Raw genomic sequence first — 19,633 nt, forward strand, 5'->3', positions numbered from 1 at the left:
TGACGCTGCATTTTAGTATAATGAACGTATCGTATTTTTTATTTGGGATAACAGCGATTCAACGGTTATTCTGTTATTGAAGTGGTTGTGTAAATACTTTGGTTGAGCTTATATAGATGATTGCAATGGAGGGTCAGCAATGACTGCAAAAAGAGGACGTCCCCGCAACATGGAAACCCAGAATGCCATTCTTGCCGCGGCGTATGAACTGCTACTGGAGGATGGGTTCGCCGCGGTGACGATTGAAAAAATTGCCGAACGTGCACAGGTAAGCAAAGCCACCATCTACAAATGGTGGCCGAGCAAAGGTGCCGTTATGCTGGACGGTTACATGTCGGCGTTAACGGCCAGATTGCCTGTGCCGGATACGGGGTCTGTATATGAGGATGTGCGTGCTCATGCAGGGAACCTGGTTCAATTTTTGACAAGTGCCGAAGGGAAAGTTATTACACAGATCATCGGAGAAGGGCAGTCTGATCCCGCCCTTGCGGAAGAGTACCGCAGCAGATATATTCAGCCTCGCCGGCGCGAAGCATGGGGCATTCTGGAGAAAGGCGTGGAACGCGGCGAATTGAAGCAAGGACTGGACATTGGACTGTTTATCGACATGATCTATGGGCCTGTGTTCTACCGGATGCTGGTCACGGGTGAGCCGATGGATGATACGTTTGTGGAGTTACTGCTAAGTACCGTATTTAAAGGCATCGGGTCTGAGGCATAGCAAGAAGTGATAGCCAACATGGGATCAATGAAGGTAGAGAAGAAGAGGAAAAGGAAGAGGGCAAATCGGAGATAGACCGAATTACCCGGAGATACGGTTACTGCGTGGCCAAACGAAGCCTATACCTGAAAGATCGGGGAGATCGCAGTGGGCCATGTGTCCGTCGTTTTGGGGATGAAGGAATTTTCGTGCTCGTTTAAAACGGGGGGATCATTCCACACTGAACTTGGCAGTTCGTGTCTGTCCGTGTTGTATAATCCTATGGAAATAGTAGGATATTGAAGTTGGAATAACTGTATCATGTTCCCGTCCATTCTTCTAATGGATTTTTTCTATAAGCAATTCGGGGCGAAGGCAAGCTGGAGATATAGAAATTTTGGAGTTTGCATAAAAATGTAAATTTATTGCCACGATTGTTATTGACCACTGTAAAATTTAGGATTAAAATTGGTCTAATCATATAAATTCAAATTTTTGGATTTTAATTGTGGAGGTGGGATACATGGAACCTGCAACTACGATACGCTCAACGATTGAAGATTACATCAGGAAACAGGGATATACCCTTCAATATTTTGCAGATATATCGGGAGTGAACGCTGGAACGCTTAGCGCCATTATTAAGGGAACACGCCCCATCGCCATGGCGCAGCTTGATCTGATTACCCAGGGCATGAATCTGGAGGAAGGCTACTTCTACGAGACGTACGGTGCGGAGTGCTTCGTAGAGTCGGCTCCACACTGGCGAAGGCTTGAGCCGTTCCTGCAACGCTGTGCAGAATTGGACAAGCTGGACTGCATCCAGCGGGTGATCCAACAAGTGACGGACGATCGCTCCTATATCTCTGAACTATTCGAGATGGCCGAAGGTATGCTGGAGCGCGGTCAGCAGCAAGCTGCCCGCATGTTATATGAATGCGTAGCCGAGTGCGAGAAATACCAGCATTCCGAGCGCCTGGCCCTCTGCCAGTATCGCATCTTCACCCTCTCTCTCGGTCAGAATCAGCATGATAATCTCCGGGCCGCTGTGCACTTCGAGCCTTATATTAATCGGCTAGATGAGGAGAGGCAGCTGGATGCGATAAGGGAGCTAGCTAATACTTACAATGGGTTATGCCACTGGGACAAAGTATACCAGTTAGCTGATGAGCTGTTGGAACGGGTCAAATGTCTAGAACAATTCAAAAGTAAAAAAAGAGAAGTAGAGATTAATCGAATTTCTAAGCATCCATTGTTTACTTATAAATTTTATGCTTACTTATTAATGGCAACAGTATGGGGCGAGCGTAAAGAGTACAAAAAGGCACTGGAGTATACTTCCCTCTATGCTAACATAGTTATCGAAAATTCTACTTCAGAAGATCAGCTTTTTATTAAACGATTTAATGAATGGGCAGAAGTGAATACCTATTTATATAAATTAATGATGGGAGACTACGATTCACTTTACTCTTATCTTGATTTTATAGAAGAAAACGAAAATGAGACCCTTCTTGGACTTGTCAAAGTTATGGAAGCGGCTAATATATATCAGCTAAATGTAGACAAGGTTCTAAAGAGGTTTGAATTATTCATTCATATGTTAGCTAATGACCATGATTACCAGAGTAGCTACACTACTCAGATAAAAGATGATAGATATACTAAATTTTGGGCTGAATTAGCATTTTATCAGTTTTCCAAAGATAGATATCATGAAGGATTCAGAGATTTACTAACATGCCTAAGCTATGCTCTCAAAATTAATGATGACTCTACTATAATTTATTGTGTAAGTTTGTTCGAAGAACACAGAGTCCAGGCCCCTAAATCAATTAAGTCACAATATAAAAGTATTATTAAGGAGGTTTATAATCGATATGAGAAGAAAAGTAACGTTGGCATTGACGCTGTTTAGTTCGTTCATTATGTTATCGAGTGTTACAGGTAGTATAGACCAAATTATCAACTTGCTTTTCAATCATGGTGCAGGCGGATATTAGAAAATGGTAGATAATCATTATAACTATTGGGCGTGCTATATTTAATGTAAAATAGCACGCCTATTTGGATTGTTATAATAAGTGACCGATGTAAAAATAAATATATTTATTGTATATTTGATTAAATCATAAGTTATTCGATTAGTGGACATAAGACAGTGGAAAGGGTATGTACAGTAATAGTACATATTGAGGTACATCTGAGAGTGAAATCTCAAATTAAGCTTACATTGTGGATAGATATAATAATTCCAAAAAAAGTGAAAATAGATATATAAATGGAAAAAAAGCCAGCTCTTATAATTACAAGTGGCTTATTTTTTATCCAACCTCATGTGTAATTATGCAGAAAATGCATTGAAATTATATCGTTTTAATGATTACAACTTCCCCCTTTATTAGGTTGGCGCCTTCCTGCGGGCTTCACTTGACATTTAATGCATGAGATAAAAGTAAATCTCGAATTTTACATCATATACAACTATCGGTTGACTCAAGTTGTTTGATTATCCAATTCATTCAGCAGATTAAGATACTTATCTAATAGAACTTCCTTTTTATAGTCTTCTAAATGATATGATGGATATTCCTTTTCTGCATCCAAGATACTATTAATAAATCTTTCTACTTCGCCTTTTGTTGGAGTTGATCCTGAACTACTTATAATATTGTCTATAATAATTAAAACGGAGTTCAAAATTTGTTTGAAAACAACCAGTGACATTTTTTCGGCTTTATTTATTTCTGATGTGGAACCGTTTGAAAAAAAGCTCATTACGGTTTGATAGAGTTTATCTAGAGTGTTAATATACTTTTTTTCAATGGAAATACAATATCTAATATCACCAACATCTAGTAGCTCAGGCATCAAGTTGTCCATGTACTGATTGTTGGAGGAAGTAAAAAAAGTAGCAATGTTTTTATATGATTTACGTATTTTGTCTACCCTACCTTGGATGCTGTTACAGGTGATTTGGTCTTCTTTTTCTCTACATTTACTAAGATCAGTCTTTAAATGAGTTAGTTCTTTCTCACTGCATGATAGAGCGAAATCGTCAAGATAACTAGTTAGAATGAAATATAGCTCTTTTGCATTTTTCATTAAAGATCACCTCATGAAATAAGATTCGTGAATGTAAACGTAGAAGCAGTCTTAAGACTGCTTCTACGTTTACATAACTATTAAAAGAAAGAATGGCCACCAGATCTATCCCAAATATGGTAATGATAATAGTAACCGAAACCGAGACCAGGTTTACTAATTTCAGGTCCCACTGGCTCTTTTCCACCGCCTGCTCGCTGAGCAACTTTAGCTGCTCCAGATAAGGTCGTAGACCATACATCTCTTCCAGTAACGTCACTATCACCATTGAAAGACTTCAATCTATTAACCGCTGTGCTAAGGGATATTGCAGGCCCAATCCATACATCGCCTTGCATTATTTTAGCATAGTAGTGGTCGTACTCTCGTTTATTTCTCAAATTCATTGCAATTTCATCTGTTTTTGCAAATTCAATATTGTTGATCATAACTACAGCTGCAATAAGAAGGAGTGCTTCTATCAGTTTAGCACCCACGATCTGAACTAGTGGCGCTAATATTACCACCATTGGTCGGATAATGGTATCATCTTTACTAATAGTCGCTGTCTGTCCTGTTTTTTGATCTTCATATGTTACAGTTACGCCATTTTCTGTTGAATAGTCATCAATTGTTACTTCATAGTGCTCTACTTGTTTACTATCCGTTGATTCAATAGACATCAGTGAGACGGGGGCGGTCTCTGCTTTTTCGTATGTAGAGAAGGTAGTTTTTAAGGTCTCTTTATCTTGAACCAATATCCCGACTAAACCTTCAATTTCAGTTTTTAGCCTTATCTCTTGATCGTTATTTGCCAAAACTTCGACACCATTTACCGCGGTTATTTCAAATTCTTTCTCAGATTTAGCATAGGATGGGCTGATTAAACTTACACTAACCAGAACAAATACAAGAAATGTCGCAATGAACCTTAAGAAGTTTCGTTTAAGTAACATATTAAAGATTTCTCCTTTTCTGATCTGAAGTGTGTGAAAAAAATTAAAGCAATCTACCCTCCTTTTTTTGATATCTAAAACAAATATATACAAATATATATGAATATTCAACATTATTTTACTTTTTATATATTTATATGGAATTTATAACATGTAATTATTTCTACATTAAGTATTAAATTGAAGGAATCAATTTGGCTAAATCGCTACGCTCGCGTCTTAATAAAATGATTTCTTAAAAGCTTGGTCTAAATAGGATTGAATGTACATTCTCCGTTCCTCCTGAGAAAATATTAATGATATGTGTATTTTGTTCCCATGAGGTTTTGACCGCTTAAGTCGAAGTTGGCCATCATCTGCTATCCTCTAATATTTTCGTCTAGGCCCACCTTCTCGTTCACTCCAGTACCTTTCATTGTAAGTGTTAGCTTACAGCGTTTTAAAACAGGATAAAGTGTGCCTTTCTTGAGTAAAAAAGCCCTGTTGGTTACTTGATTATATATTGTGATATCTCATAACCGTATGCATCCCTAACGCCACCTACTATGTATTTCTATGTAGCTGAATTAACATATTTGGTTATGGATAGCCCCTTCCCACAGTTGAGTCTGATCAACATAAGCTTCATTACACTTTGTTATGTTACCTACGGACTTATCGCACTCAAGTTTGTGAAAGTTATATCCAGAACACATCGGACATAGCAGGAGGATCTATGATTAAAATTGAAGATTTGAGCTTTTCTTATCCCAAAGCCTCTCGCAAAAACCTGGATCATTTACATGCTGAGTTTCCCGAACAGACCGTGAATATGATCATTGGCAAAAATGGGTCTGGCAAAACGACTTGATCTGATCGCAAATGTGGTTAAACGTCCGTCAGAAATACAAGGTATTCCTGATGAGAAGGAGATCATCTACCAGCTTTGCCACTTGCCTTTTACTCAAAATTGTACGACAATAATTACCAGTAAAGAGTTAACTTGTTCAACAAACTGTGCTAAATTGAAGATAATAAAAAAAGAGCAAGGATGCGCTAACATCCCTACTCTTTACAACAGCCGCTTCTAAGGGCGGTGGCTGTGCATAGGTAGCTGAAATAGACCATACCTTAGCTGGGGCGGTCTATTTCTTTTTGTTTTGACTATTTAAGGAAATTAACACCGAATCACCAAAGGCATCACATTTGCAGCAATTAGAAAATATCTGGTTGATATGACTAATGATTGCATTCGACACCAATGGGTTTTATTCATCAAGGTAAGATCACCTTTAGCGGATCATATGAGACATTTATTAAAATGGGTGATGGGGTGAATCCTGACTTGGCGTTTTTGAATCAAATAGAAACAAAAACATAAAGATAATCTAAATCATAGTTAGAAATTTTTAGTGAAATGTGAATGGATCACAGTATGTGGATAAAACATAAGACCGCGTATCCATATGTTGTATGTGTTTTTGATTAATGGACATTTTAAAAAGTACTTAACTTATGAAACTAAACCTTTGCAAACAATCATTTGATTTTGCAAAGGAATAAAATATGAATTTTTTGGCAATGTATCCTAAAATGATATAAAACGAGGGGGTGCATGCTATGGGTGAACCGGTGCAGATTAAAGATCGAATTGAACGGGATAGGCAAAAGTTACGTCGGTTGGCGGAGAATCATGGCATGCAGGATAACAAAGTCCTCGAGCAGTCCATGGTGTTGGATGAGCTAATCAACGAATATTATCGATTCCAATATAAACATATGATGAAAAGACAACCGATTGCTTAATGCAGTCGGTTTTTTAATGTGACCCAAAAGAAGCCGAATGCAAAACTGCATTCGGCTTTTTAATGTTTTCGGAAAGATAAATCACGCTCCCGTAAATTCCCTCGATAACAGCCCTCCATCCACTTCCTCTTGAAATTCCGTACTAAATCCATAGCTTACAGGATCGTCGCGACATCTCTAAACTGGATATGATGACCTCGATTCACCCGGAATGGATGCATTTGTTTGCTCCAACGGGATGAACCATTTCATCGAACAACAGCGAGGTCTCATACAATGAAACGAAGGAGGGTGACAAGTGAATGGCAGAAAGGGTGTGGAACTTATACAGGCTTTTTGTTCTAGTTGCTTTAGGCGTGCTTTTCAATTGATGCGCAGTTTTTGTTCTATTCGAGATTTCATAGATTTCAGCTCGATTCGAAAAAGCATAAACCTGCGCTCCAAGCTGCTAGTGCTTTTTCTGACATTGACGCTCTTGCCGCTTAGCTTGCAGGGGGTGATGAGCTATGCTCATTTTTCACAGACGCTGGATCGCAAGACGGAGCAATTCACCATTGATATGGTGTGGCAGATCAACACAAATTTGAATCGGCTGCTCAAGGATTTTGAGCGGTTGTCGCTCTTGCCGCTTTATGACCAGACGGTGCTTGGAATCCTGCGGAAGTACGATGGTTCGATGGGTGCAGGGACGTGGGCGAAGTCGGATGATTATCAGAAAATGAAGCTGTATACGTCAGCTCAAGCCTATGATCGGCCAGAGATTCGAGGCATTCATCTGATCAGCAACAGCGGCATCCTGTTCTCCAATCTGGACTCCCTTGCGGTCAAACCCGTCTGGGACGGCAGCCAAGAGAAATGGTTTTCCGAACTGAGGGGCACCGAAGGCGTATGGCACTTGCTTCCTCCGCATATTCCCGGCTATTACGTAAGTGGTCAGGAAGCATCCTACATCACCGTGGGCAGAGAGCTGCGTGATCCGGGGACGCTCCAGCGGCTGGGGTACATTTTGATCGATATCCGGCTGGAGGCATTTGGACAGCTATTATCCAACCTGAATTTTGAGCAAAAGGCAAGTCTGATGATCGTGGACAGCCAGCAACGTCTTATTTTTGAAAAAACGTCAACAGACGGCTTATCCGCTTATGCTCCTTTGTTATCTCATGGAAAGCTTCAGGATTATGCAGACAATCAGAAGATAGAGCTGGAGGGAAGATCTTATCTCCATGTAAAGCATCATTCAGGATATTCGGGGTTGTCCGTGATCAGTCTGACGCCAATTACGGTCATTCAAAAGGAGTCTGGGGAGATGCTGACCTTTACGATGGGACTTGCTCTTCTCTGTATGGCGGCTGTAGCGATCCTCGCCGTACTCGTATCGTATAGGGTCACACGTCCGCTTATTCGTCTGAAACATCATATGATTCGTGTGGAACAGGGGGATTTCAGTCAGCGGGTTACTCAGTACAGCAGTGATGAACTGGGGCAGATCAGCAGGGGATTTAACCGGATGATGGAGGAGATCCACCGTCTATTCCATGAGGTGTATATGCTCGAAATTCAGGAACGGGAGGCTGAATTGTCGGCGCTACAGAGCCAGATGAACCCTCATTTTATATACAACACACTGGAGTCGATCAACATGATGGCTGTCCGCCAGAGGCATGCCGAAGTATCTGCCATGGTGACAGCGCTTGGCAGGTTACTTCGATACACCATTGATAAGGCAGATCGCATGGTGACGCTGCGGGAAGAGCTGGCGTTTGTCGATTCTTATGTACGAATTCAGCAAGTGCGTTACAACGGTGAACTGGAGATTATTTATGACATGGAGGAAGAGGTTAACGACTGTCTTGTTCCCAAGCTGATCCTGCAACCGCTGGTGGAAAATGCAATCTGCCATGGGATCGAAGGACGGCTAGCAGGCGGCAGCACGGGTGGTAATAATGGCGGCATGATCTGGGTATCTGCCGTTTTATTCGATCAGGAACTGCTCATCAGTGTTCGGGACAACGGCAAAGGGATGGAACAGGAGGAGCTGGATCGGTTAAATGCTTCTGTCTCTGGGCAGACCGTTTCTGGACAAAACGTGTACCCAACCGCTAATCCCATTCTGCATCGTCATGCCGGGGAAAGTCTGGGGTTGCACAATATCGCTCAAAGGCTGCATCTGGTGTATGGAAAAGACAGCGGACTAACGGTTGATGGCAGCCCCGGACAAGGGCTGGTGGTTACCTTATCCATTCACCTTCAACGGAAAGGGGATTGATACGCATGTATAAAGTACTGCTTGTGGAGGATGAAACGGTGATTCGTCAGGGGTTACGAGAGTTGATTGTACAGGCAGCCCCTCAGTTTCAGGTGGTGGGGGAAGCGGCAAGCGGAGCCGAGGCACTGGAGGTGCTGCGCTGTGAAGTGCCGGATGTATTAATCACGGATATCCGCATGCGCGAGATGGATGGATTGACATTGGTTTCATTAGCAAGAGAGATGTACCCTGATCTGCTGATGCTTATCATCAGCGGGTACGGGGAGTTCGAATATGCACGCAGGGCGATGGAACACGGGGTATTAAGTTATCTTTTGAAGCCAATCGAACGTCATGAACTGGTGAAATGTCTGGAAAAAATACAATCGCTGCTGGACCGTAGGTATGGTCTCTCCACACTTCCCATCCCCGAAACCTCTGGCACAGCCAACCCGGAACACGGGGAACCTCGCAAAATTATTCGTAGCGTGAAAGAGCACATCCACCAGCATCCCGATGGTGATCTGCGGCTCCAGACGGTTGCTTCACTGGTCAATCTGAACCCGACGTATCTGAGCCAGTTGTTCAAAACCGAGACGGGCATCAACTATTCCGAATATATCGCGGAGGCACGAATGGAGCGGGCTAAGTGGCTACTGGTCAACACCGGACTCAAAATCTATGACGTTGCCCGGTTATCCGGGTATCAGAGTCCAAAACATTTCATGTTGGTCTTTAAACAACAGATGGGGTGTACGGCAGGGGAGTATCGTGATGGGTATGGTATGCAGCGTGGGGAGTAGTAAGAAACAGAGAGTAAAGGCAAGGGATTAGCACTAGTACAATGCCTCTTGGTTTAGAAGAGTTTGGACGAGCGAAGTATAGAGAGCATTTAGGCAAGTACTGTATGAGGGCAGGGTTAGGAGCCACGAAAAAAACCTCTTTAAATTCCGTACCATTTCTGCAACTGACGTGATTTAGGAGCAAGCAACGCTTTCGATATACTGGGGTGGCACAGGAATACCATAACGTCCATAAGGGGGATTTCCATGAAAAAGGCAGGACTAATGCTAATTCTCGCGCTTATGATCACAGCTCTAATCGGGTGCACAAGCACCAATACGAGCGGGGGTTCTAACTCCTCGGGTAGAGAGAACGACAAGGTAGAGCTGAAGTTCATGATGTGGGGTAATCAGGCACACATTGATGTGTACAGCAAGCTGATCGATGGCTTTACAAAAGAAAACCCGGGCATCAAGGTGACGATGGAATCGGTACCCTTTGCCGATTATCAGCAGAAAATATCGGTGCTTGCCGCTGGCGGCTCGCTTCCTGATCTGGCCTGGGTATCGGAACGCATGATACCACAGTTCAAGTCCAATCACATCCTGGCCGACGTGTCGGCGTTCAAGGATGATGCACAATTCAAGCTGGACGATTACATTCCCAGCACGCTGGATCTCTTCCGTGAGGAAGATCAACTGTTAGGCTTGCCGTTTTCCACACCGCCTGTGGTGATGTTTTATAATCAGACGCTGTTTGACAAGGCTGGGCTGACCGATCCGAATACGCTGGCTGCCAAAGGCGAGTGGACGTGGGAGCAGTTCGAGGCTTCTGCCAAAGCGATAACCAGCAAGGATGCGGCGAATCGCATCTATGGGGCTAACTTTTTTCGGGACTGGAAGACCTGGGCCGTGCTTTCTTCATACTCCTGGTCTAACGGAAGCGGGCCGTTCAACGAAGATATGACAGCGTTTACCTGGAATGACCAGTACGGTGTGCAGACCTTCGCGATGCTGGAACGCATGATGTTTACCGACGAATCTCACCCGAAAGCGGGCGAACAGGTGAGCTTTGATGCAGGCAATGTGGGCATGTTCTTCGATAACTACAGCTATGTGTCCAAAGCAAGGGAGATCAAGGATTTTGAATGGAGTATTGCCCCTATGCCGTCCGGTTCACAGGGCAGCGTACCGATGCTGGGGCAAGCGGGCTATGCCATGTTCAAGGATAGCAAGCACCCGGAGGAGACGAAGAAATTGCTGAAGTATTTTGCCAGTGAACAGGGAACGCAAGCAACCGCGACGTACTTTGTGCCTGCGCGTACTTCGGTGCTGAAATCCGATGCTTTCATCCAGCAGCCGAACAACCCGAGCAAAGAGCATATCGTGCAGGCGGTCATTGATGAAATGCCGAAAGCCCGTCTGATTCCGGGACATATCCGCTGGCAGGATATTGATAACGCGGTACTGCAAGGTTTTGACCGATTATTCGCCCGTACAGCCTCGCCAGAGGATAATTTGAAACAAATGCAGACGGAAGTGCAGCGCACATTGCAGCCCTGAAGAGGCGGAGAGTGAAGGAGTGCGGGAGATGAAGCGTAAATAAGATATAGCGTAGGGAAGACGGGAAAATGACGGAAAGAAAAATGACGGAAAAAAAGTGAATGGGGCGTATGCAGAGTGAGAGAAGTGAGAGAAGTGAGGGGATGAACCAGGTGGAAGACATGAAGAAGGGTCAGCAGACGGAGCAGATGCAGCAGCGTTCGCAGAGGAAGGAACAGACACAGGAGTCGCAACAGATGCAGCATTCTCAGAGTTGGCAGAACCCGGAGAACTCCCAGAACCCGCAACATTTACATCAAGTCGGTCAACTTTGGGCTAAACAAAATACGCCAAAGACAGGTCAACTGCAAGCTATGCTGGAGCAAAAACCGCTGTCGCTCATCGTCAGTCTGCCCGGGAACGATCTCGCACTGGCTCGGGCGGCATGGGAGGAAGGGGCGGATGCTCTAAAGGTGCACTTTAATGTGGGCCATCTCGCAAGCGGCAACCATTTTGGTCCGCTGGATGAATACACCGAGGTATTTCGGGCGATCCGCTCGGAGTTCGCTGGTACGTTCGGCGTTGTGCCATCCGGGAGTATTGAAGGGACACGGAGAGAAGATGTGGAGCGCCTGGCGGATCTAGGCTTTGATTTCTACTCGATCTATGCGCATCATCTGCCTTCTTTTATGTTGCAAGACCATGGGCTGGAATCTACGTTTGCGATTAACAACGAGTATGATGCGTCTCTAGTGGCATCTGCTGCACATTTCGGTTTTACTGCACTGGAGGCTTCGATTGTACCCGGCAACGAATACGGCACCCCGCTCAGCTTTGCGGACGTGCTTCATTATCGGCAGCTGGTCTTGCAGGCCGGAGTACCGGTACTTGTCCCTTCCCAGCGCAAGCTGGTGCCGGAGGATGTTCCCGTGCTTCACCATAGCGGCATCAAGGCTATAATGCTCGGGGCCATGGTTACAGGCAAAACGGAGGATGAGCTGCGTAGAGCGGTGAGTAGCTTCCGCAATGCAATAGATCGTTTGACTGGGAGGGATGGCTCGTGAGCCGATCCAACAAGCGGAGACGCGGAGGGCCGCTCGCCAGGGAAGCGCAGATTGCTGGCTGGTTGTTTATTTTACCGATGGTGCTGGGCTTTACTTTGCTGCTTCTGTTCCCGATGGGGCTTGCGTTGTATATGAGCCTGACGGATTGGCCGCTGCTTGGGGATCACCATTTTATCGGACTGAACAATTACCGGGATATTATGACGGACGCCATGTTCTGGGAAGTGCTTGGCAATACGGTTTACTTTACGGCAGGTCTGGTGCCGCTGAATATCGTACTCGCTTTGCTGCTCGCCCTGCTCTTATCCAAAAGCATTCGAGGGATTGGCCTGTTCAGAACGGCCATTTTCGTCCCGGTGATGACGTCATTAATTGTCTGGGCCATCGTGTGGAAGCTGATGTATGCAACAGAGTCGGGGCTGATCAATCAGCTATTGTTGATGATGGGGATTAAAGGCCCTGCTTGGCTATATGATCCGAACCTGGCCATGCCTGCGGTCATTGTGACGAGTGTGCTGAAAAATGTCGGGCTGAACATGGTGCTGTTCATTGCAGCACTTCAGCAGGTTCCGCGTTCTCTATACGAAGCGGCGACACTGGATGGCGCGGGTAGGAGGGCTTCTTTTTTCAACGTTACCCTGCCTATGATCACGCCGACCGTATTTCTGACCGTCGTGATGACCGTCATTGGGTCGCTCAAAGTATTTGGACAGATCTATGTCATGACCCAGGGCGGGCCGAGCAACAGCACGAAAGTTCTGGTCTATTACATCTGGGAAAAAGCGTTCAAGCTGTTTCAGTTCGGCTATGCTTCGTCCCTTGCGTATGTGCTGTTCCTGATTGTGCTGATTCTGACGCTGCTGCAATGGCAGCTCCGAAAGAGGTGGGTATTTGGTGAAGGCGATGCCTAGTTTGACAGGTCGGAGGTTCGGTGCTGCTGTGGGCACATATTTGGTGCTGACGGTAGTTTCGCTGATTATGATTGTTCCGTTGATCTGGATGATCTCGACATCCCTCAAGGAACCGCAGAGCATATTCACCTATCCGCCGCAGTGGATACCGGACAGCTTGCAATTTCAGAATTATATCGATGTGTTTCGATTAATTCCGTTTCATCGTTTTTACGGGAATAGTGTGTATATCTCTGCGTTGGTGGTGCTTGGCACGGTGTTTTTCGCTTCGCTTGCGGGGTATGCTTTTGCCAAGATTCCGTTTAAGGGGCGGAATGTGGTCTTTCTCATTTTGCTGAGCGCGATGATGATTCCGCATGAAGTCACAGCGATTCCGATGTTTCTGTTTATGCGGCAGCTGGGGTGGATCGATACGCATCTTCCGCTGATTTTACTGCCGATCTTTGGCGCGGGCGGTGTGTTTGGCATCTTTGTGATGCGGCAGTTCTTTATTACGGTGCCCACCGAGCTGGAGGAAGCGGCCATGATTGATGGCTGTAGCCGATTTCGGATTTATTGGCAGATTATGCTTCCGCTTGCCAAGCCGGGTATGGCGACGCTGACGATTTTTACATTTGTGACGAGCTGGAATGAGTTCTTCGATCCGTTGATTTTTATCAATTCGAGAGAGCTAATGACGCTGCCGCTGGGGTTGTCCCTGTTCACGGATGAGGTGGGCACAGCCTGGCAGTATTTGATGAGTGCGACCGTGATGGCGACGGTGCCGCTATTGATCGTCTTTTTCCTGGCGCAGCGGCGTTTCATTGAGGGTGTGGCGATGACGGGATTGAAGGAGTAGTCGGGATGGAGAAGCGGGGGATGCAATGAATATGAGGGGCGAGAACATTTGTAACGGTTTGGGAAAAGTGTCGTGGTGGAGTGAGGAGACCGTGGAGCTGCTGGGAGGGAAAGGGAAAGTGTAGAAGAACTGAAAGTTAATAGACAAGGGATGGTGAGAACAGTGAGAGCGGGGAGAAGCGCGAGAGGATAGGCAAAAGCAGACAGAGGCACGATGCATCAGGCATCAGGCGATTGGAAGGGAGAGGGCACGTTTGAATGAAGTGGCGAATGTCAAAAGGGAAACGGCAGATGTTGTCGTTGTCGGAGGCGGCCCCGCGGGAATAGTGGCGGCGATTGCAGCAGGGAGGCAGGGTGTTCGCGTGGTGCTAGTGGAACGCTACGGATTTGTTGGCGGGATGTCAACGGCTGCTATGGTCTACCCGTGGATGACGTTTCATACCGAGCAGGGTGAGCAGGTCATTCGGGGGATTGCACAGGAGATTGTGGATCGCTTGCAGGCACGTGGCGGTTCTCCCGGGCATCTGCGTGATACGGTTGGTTTTGTGCATAGCGTGACACCGTACGATCCGGCCGTCTATCAGGTGGTCGCGGCAGAAATGTTGAAAGAAGCGGGTGTTCGGCTGTTGCTGCACAGCTTCGTAGATGGTGTTACTACGATGGATGACCGAGTAGAGGCGGTGCGAGTGACGAACAAATCCGGTCAGCTGGAGCTTCAGGCGAACGTATTTGTCGATGCGAGCGGTGATGCGGATGTGGCTTATCTGGCTGGGGCCACTATAGCGAAGGGGCGGGAGGAAGACAGCCAATCTCAGCCCATGACGATGAAGTTCCGTATGCGCGGCGTGGATCTCGGGCGTGTGAAGCAGTATATGCAGGAGCATCCGGAGGATTTTTATGAGAAAACACCTTTTGCCGAACTGGACACGATTCCGTTAACGGGCGTGAGCGGCTTCTATTCACACTGGAAGAGAGCGGCAGTGCCGATTCAACGCGATCAGGTGTTATTTTTTACCGGGCCAGCAGAAGATGAAGTGTTGATTAACTGTACCCGGGTGCAGGGGCTTGATGCCACCAATGCTGTGGATTTAACCGAAGCTGAACAGGAGGGACGAAAGCAGGTGCTGATGATTGCCGAATTTCTGCGGAATGATGTGCCTGGCTTCGAACGAGCTTCGATCTCGGCTGTAGCCCCACAGATCGGCATTCGTGAATCCAGACGTGTCATTGGGCATTATGCGCTGACTCAGGAAGATGTCGTTGCAGGACGGAAGTTCGACGATGTCATCGCTAGAAGCGGTTATCCTATCGATATTCATGATCCCTCCGGGCAGGGCGTGACTGCAGCCTTTATTGAAGGAGATGGTGCGTATGATATTCCCTATCGTTCGCTGCTCTCGCAAAATATCAGCAACTTGCTGGCTGCCGGACGCTGTATCTCCACGACACATGAGGCTCACGCCACAACCAGACTGACCCCAAGCTGTATGGCAACGGGAGAAGCTGCGGGAACAGCTGCGGCTCTGGCGGTAAAGCTGAAACTTCCGCCTGCGAATCTTCCTGTATCACTGTTGCAAGCAGAGTTGCGCCAGAATGGTGCAGCAATTTGAGCGGAAAGGTTGGGATAAGAATGGGCCGGGGTGGAGAAGCTGCGAGAACGTCTTAAGTTCGTTGGAAGGGAAGAATGGTTTCGTGAGTAACACGGCTTAGAATGTGTGGGACTGCGAACCTTTGAAGCTAATCTATTCTCCTAGAACATTAGTGAAGGCGAAATAACTCGGTAAAGGGAACGAAGTTAGGGTAACCGCACAGTGGTGAAATTCTAACGATCCCCAGAAGCCTTATTTGGGCAAAAAAGTAGACAAAAAAATTCTAACGATCCCCAGTGACGCTATTTTGCCAAGATTGCTCGGAATGGGGCGGAAAATGGCCTGAATCAGCAAAATAAGCTTCCTACGGATCGTTAGAATTGAAAATGCCTCAAAAATGGCTAAATAAGCTCATCTGAGATCGTTAGAATTCAAAAGCTCCAATTCCACGAAAAATGTGGAACGGGAGCTTTTGAACTTCGAACCGTTGCTTCGAACCTTTGCTTTGTTTAGCTCATATCGCGGGCGGTTCCACTTCGAGCATGGAAGCTAGAGGAGATGAATGGCGAGCAAGCGTAGCGGTTGCCTCGAACCGTTCAACATGGAGCACTAGAGTAGCTATGGAGCACTAGAGTAGCTTGGCCTCGAACCAATGCTACAAGCAATGGAGACCAAAAGAACTGAACCTAAACAACTGAAACAAAACAAAGCCCACCTCCCTAGTTCATTCGTGCCTCAAGTCTTCTGGCAACGATCGAGAGGGAGTAGTTGATGATGAAATAGAGTACAGCAGCGAGCAACAACGCCGGGATGATGTAATCGAAGCTTTGACCTCCAAGGATCTGCACATTGCGCATCAGCTCCGGCAGGGAGATGATGATGGCCAGTGACGTATCCTTCAATAGAGAAATAAATTGGCTGACCATGGGAGGAGACATGCGGCGCAGTGCTTGCGGCATAATAATGCCGATAAGTGTCTGCATGTAACTTAGGCCAGAGGAGCGGGCAGCTTCCACCTGACCGCGTTCCACAGACTTAAGGCCGCTTCGCACGATTTCTGCGATCATGGCGCCCTCGAACAGACTCAGTCCTACGACCGTGGACCAGAAGGGTGGCATTTTAATGCCAAGCTGTGGTAGCACGATATGGATAAAAAAGATGATGAGCAGTAGCGGCAGGTTACGAATGGTATCTACGATGACCGCCACAATCTGGGAGAGGACGGGGATTCGTGTAAATCGTATGGTACCGAGCAATGTACCCAGCACAAAGCTGAACACAATGGATAAACCCGCGACTTGAAGGGTCACCCAAAATCCTTGCAACAGGAAACGAAGGTTAGGCCATTCATAGGCCCCGCTAAAGTCCATGCATTCGATGCCTCCTTCGGTGAGCGATATATGTTAATGAATCACCACATGAGTAATACCCTACATCGTAACCTGCTCGGCAGGTTTGTTTTTCTTCGGTTTCCCCTTGGGTTTTCGTACTTCTGCATCACTCTGTCCGAATCTGCGTTCCATATAATGCACCAGGAAGCTGAGCGGTAAGGTCAGTGTCAGATAGAACAGGGCAACGATGGTGTAGACGCTTAGGGGCTGGAACGTATCCGAGTTCACGATGTCGGCAAAATACATCAAGTCCATGCCCGCCACAACGGCCAGGATGGAAGAGTTTTTGACCAGATTAATAAATTGGTTGCCAATGGAAGGCAATACAATTTTGATGGCTTGCGGCAGGATGATCAGGTTCATGGCCTGTACATAAGACAGTCCCGATGAACGTGCGGCCTCCAGTTGACCCCGAGGTACAGTTTGGATGCCTGCCCGAATCGCTTCTGCGATGAAAACGGCCGTGTATATGGTTAGTCCCAGTGTGCCCGCGACAAATCCATCCAGAGAAATACCCAGTGAAGGCAGTCCGAGATAGAAAAAAAACACAACCAGCAACAAGGGAATGTTGCGGATAAATTCAACAAAGGCCGTACCAAACCAGTTCAACGGTTTGACCGGTGAGATTCGAAAGATCGCCAGAATGGCCCCTAGCACAAAGCTGCCAATCAGGGCCATCACGCTCACTTGAATCGTATTCAGAAATCCCTCCATAAAGCGGTCGGAGTGTCTGAACAGTACGCTGAAATCCAATGTGCCCATAGCAAGAGCCCCCGTTCTCCAGGTGTGAAAATAAAACAACAGCGCATCTGCTGCATACGTATTTCTCGTATACGGCAGATGCTTGCAGTGTATATTGAATGTTTAGCTGATGGTAGATTTGCTCATCATCAGGTACTTGGACTATTCAGGCTTGCTGCCCAACCACTTCTCATGCAACGTGTCATACTCACCGCTGTCCTTCAGGTTTTTCAGCATCTTGTTTACTTCTTCTACAAAAGCCGTGTCGCCCTTGCGAATCGCCATGCCATAAGGCTCGCTTGTGAAGTTGCCGCCAACCAGCTTGTAGTTGTTGTCGGTCTGTTGCATGCCGATGAGGATGATGTTATCGGTCGTCAGCGCTTCGCCTTTGCCTGCTTTCAGCGCTGTAAACGCATCTTGATAATTATCGAACTCCAGCACGTTGGCTTTCGGTGCTTTCTCTCGAATGTTCTGTGCAGACGTAGAGCCTTTCACGGCAAGCACCTTCACACCATCCAGGCTCTCCAGTCCTGCGATGGCACTGTCATTTTTCACCAGAAGGGATTGGCCTGCCTCGAAGTACACATCACTGAAGTCCACTTGCTCTTTCCGCTCATCCGTAATGGTCATGGTGGCAATGATGATGTCGATATCTCCGTTTTGCAGCATCGGTATCCGTGTTTTGGACGTTACTTCTTTCAGTTCCACCTTTGTTTCATCTCCCAGAATCTGCTTGGCGAGTGCCTTGGCAATATCGATATCAAAGCCTTCCACATCTCCGCTTGCCGGGTCTTTGAGTCCAAATAACTTCGTGTCATATTTCACGCCAGCAATTAGCTTGCCGCGCTCCTTAATCCGCTCAATCGTGCCTTGTGCTTCTGCGTCGCCCCCACCGCTCGCGGAGGGTGTGTTTGTACCAGTGGAGTTACAGCCAGACAATACAAGAGATAACATGAGCACCAACATTAACGTTATAGACGGGTGTTTTATCATATTTTTCATCAATTTAAGACCCCTTTCAAAATGTGGAGTGAGTATAAATGAGTGGTTTAACGTCTGGGTAAAAGAACGATGAGGTTAATGATGGATCAGGCGGCTAAGAAACTGTTGTGCTCTTTCTTCTCGGGGGTTGTCAAAAAACTCCGCTGCGGAGGCCTCTTCTACGATCCGGCCCTCGTCCATAAAAATGACCCGGTCTGCCACTTCACGGGCAAAGCCCATCTCGTGGGTAACGACCACCATGGTCATGCCGTTGTGGGCAAGGGAGCGCATTACATCGAGGACTTCGCCGATCATCTCGGGATCAAGGGCGGACGTGGGTTCGTCAAAAAGCATAATCTTCGGTTCCATGGCGAGTCCTCTCGCAATGGCTACACGCTGCTGTTGTCCACCGGACAACTGGGAAGGGTAACTGTCTGCTTTATCGGCAATGCCGACACGCTCCAGGTATTTCATAGCGGTTGCTACGGCTTGGGCTTTGGGTTGTTTACGCACCTTGACGGGTGCAAGAGTGATGTTGTCGATGACTTTTTTGTGGGGGTACAGATTGAAATGTTGAAAAACCATGCCGATATCGCGGCGGAAGAGGTTGATGTCCACCTTTTTCTGATGCAGGGGAATGCCGCTGACGACGAGCTCACCTTCACTGATGGTCTCCAGGCGGTTAATGCAACGGAGCAGAGTGCTTTTGCCAGAGCCTGAAGGCCCGACGATAACGACCACTTCTCCTTCTTCGATACGAAGATGAATATCCTTGAGGACATGGAAATGACCGAAATGCTTTTGCACACGTTTGAATTCAATCAAGAACATACACCCTTTCTGCAACGGGGAATAAAATGGAATAAAAAGGTATTATTGCAAAGTGGTTATTTAATCATACATAGACATCCTGCTAATAGCAATTGGTCTGTAATAAAACGTGACATAAGTAATGGGTTTTATAGGGCTGTAGGCCAAATTTACGTTATATATATGTTATGTAGTTGATTTTATTGTGACGAATG

At 46.4% G+C, this 19,633-nt stretch carries 17 protein-coding genes; 11 read left to right on the forward strand and 6 right to left on the reverse strand.

The window, feature by feature from the left end; genetic code table 11:
• The first annotated feature begins 139 nt into the window (after window positions 1–139).
• Together M3629_RS19895 and M3629_RS19900 are read left to right on the forward strand one after the other, a co-directional pair.
• Window positions 140–721 carry a TetR/AcrR family transcriptional regulator gene (locus tag M3629_RS19895; RefSeq protein ID WP_251509729.1) on the forward strand — a complete coding sequence of 194 codons (582 nt, stop codon included), beginning with the start codon at window positions 140–142 and terminating at the stop codon, window positions 719–721.
• Window positions 722–1,223: 502 nt separating this feature from the next.
• Entirely contained in the window at window positions 1,224–2,618 is a 1,395-nt protein-coding gene (locus M3629_RS19900) for a helix-turn-helix domain-containing protein (protein ID WP_251509730.1), read from the forward strand.
• Between the two features lie 578 nt (window positions 2,619–3,196).
• Here the strand turns inward: M3629_RS19900 and M3629_RS19905 are convergent.
• Window positions 3,197–3,805 carry a hypothetical protein gene (locus tag M3629_RS19905; protein WP_221790885.1) on the reverse strand — a complete coding sequence of 203 codons (609 nt, stop codon included), beginning with the start codon at window positions 3,803–3,805 and terminating at the stop codon, window positions 3,197–3,199.
• 80 nt (window positions 3,806–3,885) lie between these two features.
• On the reverse strand, window positions 3,886–4,740 hold the full coding sequence (locus tag M3629_RS19910; protein ID WP_221790887.1) for a hypothetical protein: 855 nt from the start codon (window positions 4,738–4,740) through the stop codon (window positions 3,886–3,888).
• Window positions 4,741–5,455: 715 nt separating this feature from the next.
• On the opposite strand from M3629_RS19910, the gene M3629_RS28470 reads away from it, so the two are divergent.
• From M3629_RS28470 to M3629_RS19950, 9 genes are all read left to right on the forward strand, one after another.
• Window positions 5,456–5,590 (forward strand): hypothetical protein, encoded by a 135-nt coding sequence (locus M3629_RS28470; protein WP_285888940.1) that lies wholly within the window; start codon window positions 5,456–5,458, stop codon window positions 5,588–5,590.
• Window positions 5,591–6,339: 749 nt separating this feature from the next.
• Complete coding sequence (locus M3629_RS19915) at window positions 6,340–6,525, forward strand: aspartyl-phosphate phosphatase Spo0E family protein (RefSeq protein WP_251509731.1); 186 nt, start codon at window positions 6,340–6,342, stop codon at window positions 6,523–6,525.
• Between the two features lie 298 nt (window positions 6,526–6,823).
• A complete protein-coding gene (locus M3629_RS19920; protein ID WP_251509732.1) occupies window positions 6,824–8,791 on the forward strand; it encodes a sensor histidine kinase in 1,968 nt (655 codons plus the stop codon).
• A 5-nt stretch (window positions 8,792–8,796) separates the two neighbouring features.
• Entirely contained in the window at window positions 8,797–9,573 is a 777-nt protein-coding gene (locus M3629_RS19925) for a response regulator transcription factor (RefSeq protein WP_251509733.1), read from the forward strand.
• Between the two features lie 246 nt (window positions 9,574–9,819).
• Window positions 9,820–11,115, forward strand: coding sequence for an ABC transporter substrate-binding protein (locus M3629_RS19930; RefSeq protein ID WP_251509734.1), 1,296 nt, complete (start codon window positions 9,820–9,822; stop codon window positions 11,113–11,115).
• 161 nt (window positions 11,116–11,276) lie between these two features.
• Entirely contained in the window at window positions 11,277–12,158 is an 882-nt protein-coding gene (locus M3629_RS19935; protein ID WP_251509735.1) for a hypothetical protein, read from the forward strand.
• 77 nt (window positions 12,159–12,235) lie between these two features.
• Complete coding sequence (locus tag M3629_RS19940) at window positions 12,236–13,069, forward strand: carbohydrate ABC transporter permease (RefSeq protein ID WP_285888951.1); 834 nt, start codon at window positions 12,236–12,238, stop codon at window positions 13,067–13,069.
• On the forward strand, window positions 13,062–13,907 hold the full coding sequence (locus tag M3629_RS19945) for a carbohydrate ABC transporter permease (protein ID WP_251509856.1): 846 nt from the start codon (window positions 13,062–13,064) through the stop codon (window positions 13,905–13,907). The genes M3629_RS19940 and M3629_RS19945 overlap by 8 nt, the downstream gene beginning before the upstream one ends.
• 253 nt (window positions 13,908–14,160) lie before the next feature.
• Entirely contained in the window at window positions 14,161–15,516 is a 1,356-nt protein-coding gene (locus M3629_RS19950) for an FAD-dependent oxidoreductase (RefSeq protein ID WP_251509737.1), read from the forward strand.
• Window positions 15,517–16,214: 698 nt separating this feature from the next.
• Here the strand turns inward: M3629_RS19950 and M3629_RS19955 are convergent.
• The 4 genes from M3629_RS19955 to M3629_RS19970 form a co-directional block, all read right to left on the reverse strand.
• Entirely contained in the window at window positions 16,215–16,865 is a 651-nt protein-coding gene (locus tag M3629_RS19955; protein WP_154959977.1) for an amino acid ABC transporter permease, read from the reverse strand.
• 60 nt (window positions 16,866–16,925) lie between these two features.
• Window positions 16,926–17,648 (reverse strand): amino acid ABC transporter permease, encoded by a 723-nt coding sequence (locus M3629_RS19960; RefSeq protein ID WP_251509738.1) that lies wholly within the window; start codon window positions 17,646–17,648, stop codon window positions 16,926–16,928.
• A 141-nt stretch (window positions 17,649–17,789) separates the two neighbouring features.
• The gene (locus M3629_RS19965) at window positions 17,790–18,629 is read right to left on the reverse strand and encodes an ABC transporter substrate-binding protein (RefSeq protein ID WP_285888941.1); all 840 of its coding nucleotides are present in this window, start codon (window positions 18,627–18,629) and stop codon (window positions 17,790–17,792) included.
• A gap of 75 nt (window positions 18,630–18,704) precedes the next feature.
• Complete coding sequence (locus tag M3629_RS19970; protein WP_285888952.1) at window positions 18,705–19,439, reverse strand: amino acid ABC transporter ATP-binding protein; 735 nt, start codon at window positions 19,437–19,439, stop codon at window positions 18,705–18,707.
• Window positions 19,440–19,633: the final 194 nt, after the last annotated feature.

The sequence above is a fragment of the Paenibacillus polysaccharolyticus genome (genome assembly GCF_023714295.1).
Taxonomy (GTDB): domain Bacteria; phylum Bacillota; class Bacilli; order Paenibacillales; family Paenibacillaceae; genus Paenibacillus; species Paenibacillus polysaccharolyticus_A.

What these genes read in the sequence shown, in the direction of transcription:
- M3629_RS19960 (WP_251509738.1), bottom strand. Translation starts at nt 17,648, where the DNA reads ATGGGCACATTGGATTTCAGCGTACTGTTCAGACACTCCGACCGCTTT.
- M3629_RS19915 (WP_251509731.1), top strand. Translation starts at nt 6,340, where the DNA reads ATGGGTGAACCGGTGCAGATTAAAGATCGAATTGAACGGGATAGGCAA.
- M3629_RS19935 (WP_251509735.1), top strand. Translation starts at nt 11,277, where the DNA reads ATGAAGAAGGGTCAGCAGACGGAGCAGATGCAGCAGCGTTCGCAGAGG.
- M3629_RS19930 (WP_251509734.1), top strand. Translation starts at nt 9,820, where the DNA reads ATGAAAAAGGCAGGACTAATGCTAATTCTCGCGCTTATGATCACAGCT.
- M3629_RS19945 (WP_251509856.1), top strand. Translation starts at nt 13,062, where the DNA reads ATGCCTAGTTTGACAGGTCGGAGGTTCGGTGCTGCTGTGGGCACATAT.
- M3629_RS19925 (WP_251509733.1), top strand. Translation starts at nt 8,797, where the DNA reads ATGTATAAAGTACTGCTTGTGGAGGATGAAACGGTGATTCGTCAGGGG.
- M3629_RS19905 (WP_221790885.1), bottom strand. Translation starts at nt 3,805, where the DNA reads ATGAAAAATGCAAAAGAGCTATATTTCATTCTAACTAGTTATCTTGAC.
- M3629_RS19900 (WP_251509730.1), top strand. Translation starts at nt 1,224, where the DNA reads ATGGAACCTGCAACTACGATACGCTCAACGATTGAAGATTACATCAGG.
- M3629_RS19895 (WP_251509729.1), top strand. Translation starts at nt 140, where the DNA reads ATGACTGCAAAAAGAGGACGTCCCCGCAACATGGAAACCCAGAATGCC.
- M3629_RS19965 (WP_285888941.1), bottom strand. Translation starts at nt 18,629, where the DNA reads ATGAAAAATATGATAAAACACCCGTCTATAACGTTAATGTTGGTGCTC.
- M3629_RS19940 (WP_285888951.1), top strand. Translation starts at nt 12,236, where the DNA reads ATGGTGCTGGGCTTTACTTTGCTGCTTCTGTTCCCGATGGGGCTTGCG.
- M3629_RS28470 (WP_285888940.1), top strand. Translation starts at nt 5,456, where the DNA reads ATGATTAAAATTGAAGATTTGAGCTTTTCTTATCCCAAAGCCTCTCGC.
- M3629_RS19970 (WP_285888952.1), bottom strand. Translation starts at nt 19,439, where the DNA reads ATGTTCTTGATTGAATTCAAACGTGTGCAAAAGCATTTCGGTCATTTC.
- M3629_RS19955 (WP_154959977.1), bottom strand. Translation starts at nt 16,865, where the DNA reads ATGGACTTTAGCGGGGCCTATGAATGGCCTAACCTTCGTTTCCTGTTG.
- M3629_RS19910 (WP_221790887.1), bottom strand. Translation starts at nt 4,740, where the DNA reads ATGTTACTTAAACGAAACTTCTTAAGGTTCATTGCGACATTTCTTGTA.